This window comes from Thiorhodococcus minor (assembly GCF_010820565.1).
Taxonomy (GTDB): Bacteria; Pseudomonadota; Gammaproteobacteria; order Chromatiales; family Chromatiaceae; genus Thiorhodococcus; species Thiorhodococcus minor.
The window spans coordinates 44,172-56,857 of the sequence record NZ_JAAIJQ010000023.1; the positions used below are offsets into that span (position 1 = coordinate 44,172).

The window sequence follows — 12,686 nt, forward strand, 5'->3', positions numbered from 1 at the left end:
CGGAGACGCAAGACCATCAGGCAAGGATGGACTTCATGTCCTCGTCCAACGCCCTACTCTCAGGCCGCGAATCAATGCCTGGCTGAGCCTCAGCGACTGGACCAGCAACCGCAGCCGATGGCCTCAATGCGCCTTGATCTTGCCGTGCCGAATGTCGCCCTTCGCGCTGCGGATAAGCTGAACGATGGGAATCCCCGAGGGGCATGAGAAGGTACAGGAGCCGCACTCCACGCACTCCATCACCTGATAGGCCTTCATCTCCTCGTAGAGCCGGGCCTTGGCGAGGCGGGCCAGGCGCGACGGATTCAGGAAGTAGGGGCAGGCCTCGACACAGCGGCCGCAGCGGATGCAGGGATACTCCTTGGGGCGGGCCGTCTCCTCTGCGGTGAAGGCCAGCAGCCCGGAGCTGCCCTTAAGCATGGGGGCATCCAGGCTGGCGATGGGCGCACCCATCATGGGACCGCCCATGAGCACCTCGCGCGTCTCCTCCTTGAGACCGCCGCAGAAGCGCAGCACCTCGCGCACAGGTGTGCCGAGCGGCACGATGAGATTGGCCGGATAGGCGACGCCGGGACCCGAGACGGTCACCAGGCGCTCGATGAGCGGCTGTCCCAGCTCGAAGTAGTCGGCGATCGCCACGACGGTGCCGACGTTGTTGACCAGGATCTCCAGGTCCCGCGGCAGGAGTCCCGAGGGCACCTCCCTGTCGTAGATGGCCTTGATGAGCATCTTCTCGGCGCCCTGGGGATACTTGACCTGCAGGGGGACGACCCGGATCGGCAGATCGTCGCTCAAGTGCTGGCGCAGGACCTCGATGGCGTCCGCCTTGTTCAGCTCGACACCGATGGTCGCATCGTCCGCACCCAGCTTCCGGCGCATCAGCTCGATGCCCCGGATCAGGGTCTCCGGCCGCTCCAGCATGAGGCGATGATCGTTGGTCAGAAAGGGCTCGCATTCAGCCCCATTGATCAGCAGGTGCCGAATGCGCTGCCCGTCTGGCATGGACAGCTTGACGTGGGCAGGAAAGGCGGCGCCGCCAAGACCGACGATGCCCGCCTGCTGGACCTCGCCGATGAATGCCTCCATCGATAGAGCCGCCCAGTCGATCGGCGGCTTGGGCGCCAGACGCTGGGTCGCATAGGGGTCGGCGGCAATCTCGATGGCCTGCGCGAAGCGCCCGTCGACGAAGCGATGCGGACCCATGCTCCGCACCCAGCCGGTCACTGGGCTGTGCAAGGCCGTGGAGACGAAGCCTCCGGGCTCGGCGATGCGCTCCCCGCGCTGCACCCGCTGTCCCTCGGTGACGATCGCCTTGGCCGGCACGCCGAGATTCTGATGCAGGGGGATCACATAGCGGTCGACGAAGGGCATGCGCTGGATCGGCAGCCCCTCGGTGCGCTCCTTGTTCTCGGCCGGATGCACACCATGGGCGAAGCTCTGTTTGAAAAGCGCGCTGAGACCGTTCATTCGCGAGTCACCACAGCAAGTCCTGACCGTGCGGCGGTATCGAGCACGGATGAGGGATGGAAAATCCAACTGTCCCTGCACCCGCCAGACGACGGCCAAGGCAGCCTCGAATCGGCAGGCTAGGCAGGGGCCAAGCCAGTGTCAAGGCGCATCGAAATGACCGCGCAGCCCCAGCGCGCGGGGGCTTGAATGGGCGCAGTCGCTCGCGCGCGAGCTGATGACGCGGCTCGGCGTCGGCACAGCGGCCGCGCCCGGCTTAGAGATCGCCAGGCACACTGGGCGCAAAGGCCGTCGGACTGACCCCACTCAGGATCCAGGCGGCGACGCCCAGATAGGCGATCCTCGGCACCCAGGTCGCCAGGGCATCCTCGAGTCCCTCGAGGTCAGTCCTTGTCATGGCCGCGATGCGGGTCAGCATGTCGCCGAGCGAGCCGGAGGCCTCGCCCGCAGCGAGCAGCCGGGTCGAGCGGGCGTCGATCAACGGACAGTCCGCGAATGCGCGGTGCAGGGGATGTCCCGACTCCACAGCCAGACGCAGACCGTCCAGCGCGACACGCGCCTTCTGGCTCGGGACGGTTCCCGCCGCGATGCTAAGCGCCTTCAGCGCCGGCACGCCGGACTCGATCAGCAGGGCCAGCGCGTCGAGATAGCGCGAGCGATTGCGAAGGATCTCCAGACGACCGAGCAGGGGAAGGCGCAGCGCAAGCGCATCCAACGAGCGCCTCCCCCCGGCCGACTTGGCCACCCCCAACAGACGCGGGGCCAAGAAGATCACCATGGCGACCACCAGAAGCGGGGCGAGCACGGCTCCCAGGTAGTCGAAAGGACCAAGCTCGCCCAGAATCAAGCCCTGAACCGGGCGCACGAAGGCCGCCACGATCAAGACGAACGCCGGCAGCATCAGCTTTCCGCGGACCTTGCGGCGCCTGAGATCCGCCTTGTCATGGCGCTCGGCGAGACGCCGATAGGCCTGCTCCATCCTACCGGCGACCGAGGCCGCCTGAAGGATCTCGGTATCGACCCGATCGAAGAGGCCGGTTTGCCGACCGATGACGCCCAGGCTGCGGCCACGGCCGGCCAGGGCAGCGGCCGTCGCCAGCGGCTTGCGCTGGCTGGGTGACGCGCCTTCGGCAAGGGTGCGAAAGGCCTGCTCCGGCGGCATGCCGGCATGGTCCAGGGACGCGAGCTGCGCCATGAGGTCTGCCTTTGTACGATGGTCCATTGCGTCCCGAGCCATAAGCCTAAGAAGAGCAGTTGAACCGCAAAGGGCACAGAGAGCGCAAAGGATTTCAACACCTTGCCTGCGAAGCGATGCTCACTCAGAGGGTGAAGCGACGCAGCGATGCAAGCCTCTGTTTTTCTTCCTGTCCTTCGCGCCTTTGCGGTTCAAATTGCCGAATCTAGGATGAGTGCTTGGCCGCGGTCGTCGAGTCGTCGCGTTTCGGGCGTCGCGGCCTGCGAATTCCCCCTCAAGGGCGCAAGATAACCCTACCGCCACGTTGGATAGAAGCCGCCCATGCGAGACAGCAGAGATCCAGAGTCGGCCACAGCGGCAGCCCGGACTCGCCGCTCATGGCGTCGCAACGCCCTGCGCGCCCTGCTTGGCGTCGCACTGCTCGCCAGCTTGACCCTCGCCGGCCTTCTACTCTGGATCGGCGCCAGCCTGCCCCCGCTCGACGGAGAGGAGGCTGTCGAAGGTCTCATTGCCGAGACCGTCCTGGAGCGCGACGCGGAGGGCCGGGTGACGGTGAGAGGCGGATCCAAGACCGACATCGCCTATGGAATCGGCTATGCGCACGGGCAGGATCGTTTCTTTCAGATGGACCTGCTCAGGCGTGTCGGGATGGGCAACCTGGCTGCGCTCATCGGCCCGAGCGGCGTGCCGGTCGATGAGGGCGCGCTCCGACACCAACTGGCGGGGACGGCCCGGGCCGCTTTGGAGCAGACAACAGCCCTCGAGCGGCGCATCCTGAGCGCCTACTCAACGGGCGTGAATGCGGGGCTCGCGAGCCTCCGCGCAAGACCCTGGGAATACATCCTCCTGCGCCAGAGGCCAGAGCCATGGCGCCCTGTCGACACCTATGCCGTCGGGCTGGCGATGTTTCGCGACCTCCAGGACGAGCGCAACATGCGCGAGCGCGTTCTCGACACGGCGTCTCGCAGTCTGACGCCCGAGGTCTTCGCACTGCTCACGGCCTCGCCAGGCCCTTGGGAGGCGCCGGTCGAAGGCGAGGCCGGTGATTGGCCGCTGGCGCACATCTCCGCGCGCGGACCCGTGCGTCAGGCCAGCCAAGACCAAACGCAGGCCGCCATTCAGAGCGGCCCAGCTCAGGACGACGCGGCCCAGGTCGGCAGCAACGCCTTCGCGGTCGCCGGCGGCCTGACGTCCGATGGCAGGGCGATCCTGGCCAACGACATGCATCTCGGGCTGCGCGTGCCGACCACCTGGTACCCCATCCGCATGATTCGCGGCGGCGAGCGGCCGCTGGACGCCGTCGGCGTCTCGCTTCCAGGGGCACCGGCGCTGGTCGTCGGGAGCAACGGCCACATCGCCTGGGGCCTCACCAACAGCTATGGCGACTGGCTGGATCACCTGGTGCTGGAGCTCGACCCGAGCGATCCGGAGCGCTACCGCACCCCAAACGGCTGGAAACGGCTGATACACAGGCAAGCAACCATCGCGGTCGCCGGAAACCCTTCCGTCCCCTTCGCGATCACGGAGTCCATCTGGGGCCCCGTCGTGGGCCACGACCACAGAGGCCGGCCGATCGCCCTGCGTTGGGTCGCCCAGGATCCGGAGGCCTTGAACCTGCGTCTAACGGATCTGGCCGAGGCAACCGATGTCGGGCAGGCACTGGACCTCGCGCCGCAGATTGGCGTCCCCGCCCAGAATCTGATCGTCGCCGACACCGACGGCGCGATCGGCTGGACCCTCATGGGGCGCATCCCACGCCGCATCGGCTTGAACGGACCCAGACACCGCAGCTGGGCGAATGGCGAAGCTGGCTGGCACGGCTGGCTCGACGCCGACGCCGTCCCAAGGATCGCCCCCGGCCGAGAGACACGGCTGTGGACGGCCAATGCGCGCGTCGTCGATCTCGCCGAGCAGGGCTTGATCGGCGACGGCGGCTATGCACTCGGGGTCCGTGCACGCCGCATTCGCGATCTGCTCAACGCGCAGGACAGGCATGACGAGCAGACCCTATTCGCGATCCAGCTCGATACCAGCTCCCAGCTCATGGCCTTGTGGTACGCGCGGCTGCGGGCGCTCATCGAGACCGAGCCGCGCATCCCCGAGCGTGACAGACTCCAAGGCCTGCTCGCGGACTGGACAGGCGAGGCCGCCACCCACTCCGTCGCCTACCGCCTGGTGCACGACTGGCGCGCCGAGGTCAGGCTCACCCTATTGAGCGCACTCGGGGCCGCAGTTCCAGGGCTCTCCGACCCGCTCGCCATCACCCAGCTGCCCCGCACAGAGGTCGCCGTCTGGGCGATCCTCGAGGCCAGACCGCCCTGGGTGCCGCCTGGATACGAAAGCTGGGCGGGGCTCGAGCGCGCCTGCCTCCAGCGCACCTTGGCCGCCTGGGGCGAGCCCGGCCAGTGGGCGGCTCGCACCTGGGGCGAGCGCAACACCACGGCGATCGGCCACCCGTTGTCCCAGGCGCTGCCGCGCTGGCTCGGGCGCTACATCGATCTGCCGCCGCGCGAGGTTCCCGGCGATGCCTATGTGCCGCGCGTTGCGACGCCCACCTTCGGTGCCTCGCAGCGGCTGGTCGTCGCACCAGGCGCGGAGTCGGAGGGCATCTTGCAGCTGCCTGGCGGACCGAGCCCGCATCCCTTCACCTCGATGCGGCGCGGAGACTACGAGGCCTGGGTGGCGGGCGACCCCGTCCCCTTGCTCCCCGGCCCCACCCTGCACCGGCGCCGATTGACCCCGGCGAGCAGGCACTGAGAGCATCCGGGATCGGGAGCTGGCCGACGAGCCCTGTCAGAGCCTATCTGGACCCTGTTTTTCGAGCCGAATCGCCACAATCTATTGCGGTTTGGACGCACCCCATGGAAGGGTCGTTTCCCACTGCCCAAGCGTCAGCGCCTTCCGCGCCAGGGTTTTCCCCAGCCATGCGCCCTGATCCGGCGTTAGCCGGTCTTGGAGAAAGACCTTGTCACTCGAGCCCCAGAGAACCGACACCCCACGCCAGCACGACTGGATACGCCCCATTCTCGTGCTCTATGCCCACCCCTCGCCAGACCGCTCCGAGGTCAACCGCCACCTCGCCGAAGCCGCGGGGCGGACCCCAGGCGTCACCCTGCTGGACCTCTACGGCGAGTACCCGGACTATGGCATCGATGTCGATCGCGAGCAGGCGCGGCTGCTCGAGCACGAGGTCATCATCTTTCTGCACCCCCTCTACTGGTACTCGACGCCGGCCATCCTCAAGGAGTGGCAAGATCTGGTGCTGGAGCATGGCTTCGCCTATGGCACCGAGGGGACCGCGCTGCACGGCAAGCTCTTCTTCAGTGCCCTGACGGCGGGCGGACCCGAGCTGGCCTACCGCGCCGAGGGCTTTCACCACTTCAGCATCCGCGAGCTGCTCAACCCGCTCGAGCAGACCGCTCATCTCTGTGGCATGGTCTACCTGCCGCCGTTCGCGCTCTTCAGCGCCCGCACCGCACTGGAGGAGGGCCGGCTCGACAGGCACATCCAGGAATGGAGCGATCTCCTCAAGGCGTTGCGCGACGACCGCCTCGACATCAGCCGTGCCCAGAAGCTCCCCAAGCTCAACGGCGAGCTGGCCAACCTGATCCGCAAGGAGTAGCGCATGGACGGCATGCTCTTCCAGCTCTTCGTTTATCTCTGCGCGGCCGTCATCGCCGTGCCCATCGCCAAGCGCTTGGGGCTGGGATCCGTCCTGGGCTATCTGATCGCCGGCATCGTCATCGGCCCCGCCCTGGGTCTGGTCGGCAGCGAGACCTCTGAGATCCAGCATTTCGCCGAGCTCGGCGTCGTCATGATGCTCTTCCTGATCGGCCTGGAGCTGGACCCGAGCACCCTCTGGGCCATGCGCACGCGCCTGCTCGGGATGGGCGGACTTCAGGTCACGCTCTCCGCCGCGCTCATTGCGCTCGCGGCCCTGACCCTTGGCGCCGACTGGCGACTCGCACTGGCCGTGGGACTCATCTTCTCCCTGTCCTCCACCGCCATCGTCATGCAGACCCTGACCGAAAAGGGACTGACCAGCACCCAGGGCGGGCGGTCCAGCTTCTCCGTCCTGCTCTTTCAGGACATCGCCCTGGTCCCCCTGCTCGCCGTGCTGCCGCTCCTGGCCAGCCCTGAGCTGATGCTGATCGACGCCGAGGCGCTGGTACACGCGCCTGAGGCCACGGACGCCGACACCCTAGTCCACGCCGCCGAGCTGAGCCTGGTGGCCGGACTGCCCGGCTGGGCCCACGGGCTCGTGGTGCTGGGCGCCATTGCGTCCGTCCTGCTCGGCGGACACTTTCTCTCGCGCCCCCTGCTGCGCTTCGTCGCCGAGTCCAGGCTGCGCGAGATCTTCACCGCCGCGGTCTTGCTGCTGGTCGTCGCCATCGCCCTGCTGATGACACTGGTGGACCTCTCGCCCGCGCTCGGCACCTTCATCGCCGGGGTCATCCTGGCCAACAGCGAGTTCCGCCACGAGCTGGAATCCGACATCGAGCCCTTCAAGGGCCTGCTGCTCGGACTCTTCTTCATCACCGTGGGCGCAGGAATCGACTTCGAGATCCTGTTCGGCGACTTCACCACGGTGCTGGGGCTGACCATTGGGGTCATCTTTCTCAAGGGCTGCATCCTCTTCGGACTGGCTCGGCTGTTCCGCCTCAAGACCACGGACCGCTGGCTCTTCACGCTGGGACTCGCGCAGGCCGGCGAGTTCGGCTTCGTGCTGCTCAACTTCAGCCTGAGCAACAGCGTCATCGCCGCGGCGGACGCCAAGCTCCTCTCACTGGTCGTCGCCCTGTCGATGCTGCTGACACCGGCCCTCTTCGTCATCTACGACCGCTTGATCCAGCCACACAGATCAGGCGTCGAGCCGACGGACGCGGACGAGATCGACGAGCAAGGGCCGGTCATCATCGCCGGCATCGGACGCTTCGGTCAGATCGTCAACCGACTGCTGATCGCCAGCGGAATCCGCACCGTGGTGCTGGACCATGAGGCGGCACAGATCGAGACACAGCATCGCTTCGGCATCAAGAGCTTCTTCGGCGACGCGACCCGGCCGGACCTACTGCGGGCCGCGGGAATCGAGGAGGCGCAGCTGCTGATCGTGGCTATCGACGACCGCGACCGCGCGGTGCAGCTGGTCGAGTACGTGAAGCGGCGCTACCCCTCGGTCAAGGTGCTCGCGCGGGCCTTCGACGTGAATCACCTCTACCTGCTGCGCAAGGCGGGGGCGGATGTCGCGCTACGGGAGGTCTTCGACGCCTCGCTGCGCTTGGGCGCGGAAGCACTCAAGCAGTTGGGGATGCACCCCTTCAAGGTGGAGAAGATGGCGCGCGCCTTCCGGCGGCACGACGAGGCGGGACTGGATCAGCTCTACGAGCTTTGGGACGAGCACCCGGATGTCGCCAAGAACAGGGCCCTCCTCGCGCGGGCACGCGAGCATCGGGAGACCTTGGCGGCGCTCATGGAGACGGACAGACTCCAATTGCATGATCGCACGGAGCGCGGCTGGACCCCGCCACCCAAGGGCGCGCAGGAATAGCGGGCGATCGAGCGTCGGCGTAACCAGTGCGCTTGCGGAAACGACAACGAGCGAAAGCGAAACCCACCAGCATCCGCTGGCGAGCCTCGCTTTCGCTCGTCGTTTTCCCGGATCAGGCGACCCGGTGTGGAAGCCGGCAGCGGATCGCTGCCAGCGACCAGCTTACCAGCGCGAGCCGCCGCCACCGCGCGAGGGGCGCTCGGTGCGAGGCTTGGCCTGGTTGACGCGAAGCGGACGACCCTTCAGCGGGGTCTCGTTCAGGGCCTTGATGGCGGCATCGGCTTCGGAGTTGTTCGGCATCTCGACGAACCCAAAGCCTTTGGAGTCGCCAGTGAACTTATCCGTGATCAGATTGGCGCTCTCAACCTGGCCATAAGTGGCGAATGCTTCGCGTAGATCGTCCTGGGTCACGGCGTAAGCCAGGTTGCCAACATAGATATTCATTAGTCTCGTATTCTCTCAAGGGTCTGCGCATCAAAAGTAGTTGCCTGCAGCCAACCGATGCGCGCGTCGGCTGAAGGAGCTGCGGATCGGCCTAGGCCAAGCCGCGGAGTCTGTCATATGGCGCCGCCGGCCAAGCGGCGGCTCTCGGCACAGACGCATGTCTGCGCATCGGGCGCCGATGCCGAGGCAGGCTTTGCACTGACCTCAGGTCGCGATTAGCGGTCAAACCGTCGCCCGAGGCCTGGATCGCCCACCAGAGGCCTTGCGTCCGCGCGGCCGGGCGTGCGGCTTCGCGTCGCCGCGGCCGGAGTCGCGGCCTTCCACGCGGGGGCGTGGGTGGTGCTTTCGTCCAGCCGGTGCCTGCCGCCTGCGGTCATGCTCGGCCTCACTAGCCTCGCCGGCCGCGGTCGCGGGTAGATCCGAGAAGCCCACGATCGGCTGGCTCTGGACCCTCCGACCGAGTAGACGCTCGATCCCGGCGAGCAAGCCACGCTCATCCGGGCTGACCAGGGAGACGGCCGCTCCTTCCGCACCCGCGCGACCGGTGCGGCCGATGCGGTGCACATAGTCCTCGGCGACATTGGGCAGCTCGAAGTTCACCACATAGGGCAAACGGTCGATATCCAGCCCGCGAGCGGCAATGTCGGTCGCGACCAGAGTGCGCACAGCGCCACTCTTGAAGTCGGCGAGGGCTCGGGTGCGCGCACCCTGGCTCTTGTTGCCGTGGATGGCGGCGGCAGTGATGCCGTCGCGCTCGAGCTGCTGCGCGAGCCGATTCGCGCCATGCTTGGTGCGGGTGAACACCAGGACCTGGTCCCAGCCGCCCGTGCGAATCAGGTGCGAGAGCAGGGCACGCTTGTGCTCGCGCGCAATGGGATACGCCAGCTGCGAGACCGTCTCGGCGGCCGTGTTGCGGCGCGCCACCTCGATGCGCTGCGGATTGCGCAGCAGACCGGTCGCGAGCTGCTCGATCTCACGCGAATAGGTCGCGGAGAACAGCAGGTTCTGGCGCTCGCCCGGCAGCAGCCGCAGCACGCGGCGGATGTCGTGAATGAAGCCCATATCCAGCATGCGGTCCGCTTCGTCGAGGACGAGCAGCTCGATCTTGGAGAGATCCAGATTGCCTTGACCCACGTGATCCAGCAGTCGGCCCGGAGTCGCGACCAAGATGTCGACGCCGCGGCGCAGCTGCGTCGTCTGCTGGCCCATGCCCACACCACCGAAGATCTGCAAGGCGCGCAGCGGCAGGTGCTGACCATAGGTGCGCACGCTCTCGCCAACCTGGGCGGCGAGCTCGCGCGTCGGGGTCAGTACCAATGCACGCGGCAGGCGGCCAGGTGTCTTGGACTGGGTCAGATGTTGCAGCATGGGAAGGGTGAAGGCGGCCGTCTTGCCAGTACCCGTTTGGGCGCCGGCGAGCACGTCGCGGCCGGAGAGAACGGCGGGAATCGCCTGGGCTTGAATGGGGGTGGGCTGGGTGTAGCCCTGCGCATCGACCGCGCGCAGCAGTTCGGCCGACAGGCCGAGCTCAGCAAAGGACATAAATGCTCCTGGGTCGGCCTACCCAGGATTTGCTGGGCCGGTCTAGGCAGTGAGGGAAGTATCTGAACGGGTGAGCCTGTATGAGGGATATCAACCGAGAGACGGGGCGCGCCGACCGGATGGCGCTGAATCTGGGATGCACAATACGCGAATGCTGGGGAAATGCAAAGCGAAATCGCTGGCGGGCTCCACAGCTTGGATCTCAGTCGCTCGCGGCGGGCGAGACGCTCGCTGCGTAGGAGCCGGCCTCGTCCCACCGGGGCGGCGCTCCCACGCTATGCTTGCCCAGGCAGCGAGTCGTCGCATCCCAACGGACCGCCAAGGTCTGCGGGGGCGCGCCTCATCCGTTCCCCGCCCCGCCTGGGTCTGCGGCCTTCCGCCGTCAAGCTCGCTTTTTGCGGCGAAGCCCCTTGGAAATCGCCTCAGAGCATCGGAGCAAGCAATCCGCGGATACTCGGGGCATCATGCCGAGACCATGCGCATCCTGATCGTCGAGGACGACCCCCTGCTCGGCCCGGCACTCAAGACCGGGCTCGCCCAGGACGGCTACGCCGCCGACTGGGTCGGCACCGCGGCGCTCGCGGAGCATGCGCTGCGCGTGGAGCACTTCGACGTCGCCATCCTGGATCTGGGCCTGCCGGGCCGGGACGGGCTTGCCCTGCTGCGAGACCTTCGAGCCAAGGGCCTCGAGCTGCCCGTCCTCATTCTCACGGCACGCGATACGGTCGCGGACAAGGTGGCAGGGCTCGACGCCGGGGCGGACGACTACCTCGCCAAGCCCTTCGATCTGGACGAGCTGACGGCCCGCATCCGCGCCCTGTCACGCCGCAGCTGCGGTCATGCGGCCGCGATTTTGCGCGCCGGCGCCCTGGAGCTGGACACCCGCAACCACCGGGTGACGCTCGCGGGCAGTGTCCTGGAGCTCTCTCCCAAGGAGTACGGCCTGCTGGAGACGCTGATCGCGCAGGCCGATCATGTGGTCCCCAGGACGCGCCTGCTCGCCGCGAGCTATGGTTGGGAAGACGGCCTGGAGAGCAATGCGATGGAGGTCCACATCCACAATTTGCGGGCCAAGCTCGGCAAGGCGCGCATCCTGACCGTGCGCGGCGTCGGCTACAAGCTGATCTCGGAGCCCAGCCAATGAGATCCATCCGGCACCGTCTACTGCTCTCCCTGTTCGTCGTCTGGGCGACCATCTGGATCGCCGTCGCCGCCGTGTCCCTTGACCGCTCGGAGCACGAGGTCGGCGAGCTGATGGACGCCCAGCTCGCCCAGACCGCCCATGTCCTGCTCCAGCTCACCCGCGAAGGCAGCTTGCCGGACGCGGCGAGTCAGCCTCAGGCGCTGACGCCCATCGGACATCCCTATGAGTCCATGATCAGCTTCCAGCTGTGGCGGCAAGGCAAGCTGATCAGTACCTTCGGAGCGGCGCCACCCGAGCCGCTCGCCCATGCGCCGGGCTTCTCCGATCACCGGATTGCCGACACGCACTGGCGTGTCTTCGGGCTGCCGACCGGCCGCACGGACGAGATCGTCTTCGTCGGCCAGAGCTACGCCATCCGCCATGAGCTGATCCAGTACCTCACGGTGCACGCGCTGCGTCCGATTCTCTGGTCCATGCCGCTCGCCGTCCTGCTGATCTGGCTCGCGGTCACTGACGGACTGCGCCCACTCGGGCGCCTGACGAGCCAGGTGTCGCATCGCTCGGCGGAGCAGCTCGACCCCATCGACCCGAGCCGCAGCCCCATCGAGATCCGCCCCCTGACCTTGGCGCTGAACGGACTCATGAAGCGTCTGGATCGCGCCTTGGCGGCGGAGCGCCACTTCGCCGCCGATGCCTCCCATGAGCTGCGCACACCCTTCACCATCATCCGCGCCCACGCGCAGATCGCGCGGCGCAGCAAGCGGGCACAAGAGCGTGACCAGGCGCTGGATCTCCTGACTCAAGGGATCGACCGCGCGAGTCACCTGATCTCTCAACTGCTCGTCCTCTCGCGCCTGCACCACTCTGTCGGTGACGGCGGCGCGGAGAGCTGCTCGCTCGCCGCCGTGGCCGGCGAGGCAATCGAAGACAAGTCGGTCATGGCCGACACCCGAGGCGTGACGCTCGCCGCCAAGTGTCCGCCTGACGACCCCGTCCTGGTGGAGCTTCCACCGGCGCCGCTCGCCGTCCTCGTCGCCAACCTGCTGGACAATGCCATCAAGTTCACGCCCCCCGGCGGACAGGTCAGGGTCAGCATCAAGGCAAGGCGCGAGCATGCCTTCCTCAGCGTCGAGGACTCCGGCCCTGGCATCTCCGCCAAGGATCGCGCGCGGGTCTTCGACCGCTTCTATCGCGCGGCTGGACAGACCGCGCCTGGCGCTGGACTCGGCCTGTCCATCGTCCGCCGCATCTGCGACATCTATGGCCTCGACATCGAGCTGCTGGGCGCCGAGACAGGCGCTACAGGATTGCTCGTCGAAGTCAGATTCCGACGGTTGGCCTGATCC

The 12,686-nt window shown here is 67.2% G+C and carries 9 protein-coding genes; 5 read left to right on the forward strand and 4 right to left on the reverse strand.

Translation table 11 applies throughout. The features are described from left to right. Positions 1 to 123: 123 nt before the first annotated feature. Both rsxC and G3446_RS09800 read right to left on the reverse strand, forming a co-directional pair. Positions 124 to 1,467: an electron transport complex subunit RsxC gene (gene rsxC / locus G3446_RS09795; protein WP_164452650.1), complete on the reverse strand. Its 1,344-nt coding sequence runs from the start codon at positions 1,465 to 1,467 to the stop codon at positions 124 to 126. A 256-nt stretch (positions 1,468 to 1,723) separates the two neighbouring features. After that, complete coding sequence (locus G3446_RS09800) at positions 1,724 to 2,689, reverse strand: type II secretion system F family protein (RefSeq protein ID WP_164452651.1); 966 nt, start codon at positions 2,687 to 2,689, stop codon at positions 1,724 to 1,726. Positions 2,690 to 2,983: 294 nt separating this feature from the next. On the opposite strand from G3446_RS09800, the gene G3446_RS09805 reads away from it, so the two are divergent. From G3446_RS09805 to G3446_RS09815, 3 genes are all read left to right on the forward strand, one after another. Continuing rightward, positions 2,984 to 5,419, forward strand: coding sequence for a penicillin acylase family protein (locus G3446_RS09805; RefSeq protein ID WP_164452652.1), 2,436 nt, complete (start codon positions 2,984 to 2,986; stop codon positions 5,417 to 5,419). Between the two features lie 208 nt (positions 5,420 to 5,627). Beyond that, positions 5,628 to 6,284, forward strand: a complete 657-nt coding sequence (locus G3446_RS09810; RefSeq protein WP_209262334.1) for an NAD(P)H-dependent oxidoreductase — start codon at positions 5,628 to 5,630, stop codon at positions 6,282 to 6,284. A gap of 3 nt (positions 6,285 to 6,287) precedes the next feature. Beyond that, on the forward strand, positions 6,288 to 8,210 hold the full coding sequence (locus G3446_RS09815) for a monovalent cation:proton antiporter-2 (CPA2) family protein (RefSeq protein WP_164452653.1): 1,923 nt from the start codon (positions 6,288 to 6,290) through the stop codon (positions 8,208 to 8,210). 162 nt (positions 8,211 to 8,372) lie between these two features. Here the strand turns inward: G3446_RS09815 and G3446_RS09820 are convergent, their stop codons facing one another. Both G3446_RS09820 and G3446_RS09825 read right to left on the reverse strand, forming a co-directional pair. After that, entirely contained in the window at positions 8,373 to 8,654 is a 282-nt protein-coding gene (locus tag G3446_RS09820; protein WP_164452654.1) for an RNA recognition motif domain-containing protein, read from the reverse strand. A gap of 222 nt (positions 8,655 to 8,876) precedes the next feature. Beyond that, a complete protein-coding gene (locus G3446_RS09825; RefSeq protein ID WP_164452655.1) occupies positions 8,877 to 10,196 on the reverse strand; it encodes a DEAD/DEAH box helicase in 1,320 nt (439 codons plus the stop codon). Between the two features lie 475 nt (positions 10,197 to 10,671). Between G3446_RS09825 and G3446_RS09830 the strand changes: the two genes are divergently transcribed. Continuing rightward, positions 10,672 to 11,340 carry a response regulator gene (locus G3446_RS09830; protein WP_164452656.1) on the forward strand — a complete coding sequence of 223 codons (669 nt, stop codon included), beginning with the start codon at positions 10,672 to 10,674 and terminating at the stop codon, positions 11,338 to 11,340. Then, positions 11,337 to 12,683 carry an ATP-binding protein gene (locus tag G3446_RS09835; protein ID WP_164452657.1) on the forward strand — a complete coding sequence of 449 codons (1,347 nt, stop codon included), beginning with the start codon at positions 11,337 to 11,339 and terminating at the stop codon, positions 12,681 to 12,683. The genes G3446_RS09830 and G3446_RS09835 overlap by 4 nt, the downstream gene beginning before the upstream one ends. The last annotated feature ends 3 nt before the right edge of the window (positions 12,684 to 12,686 follow it).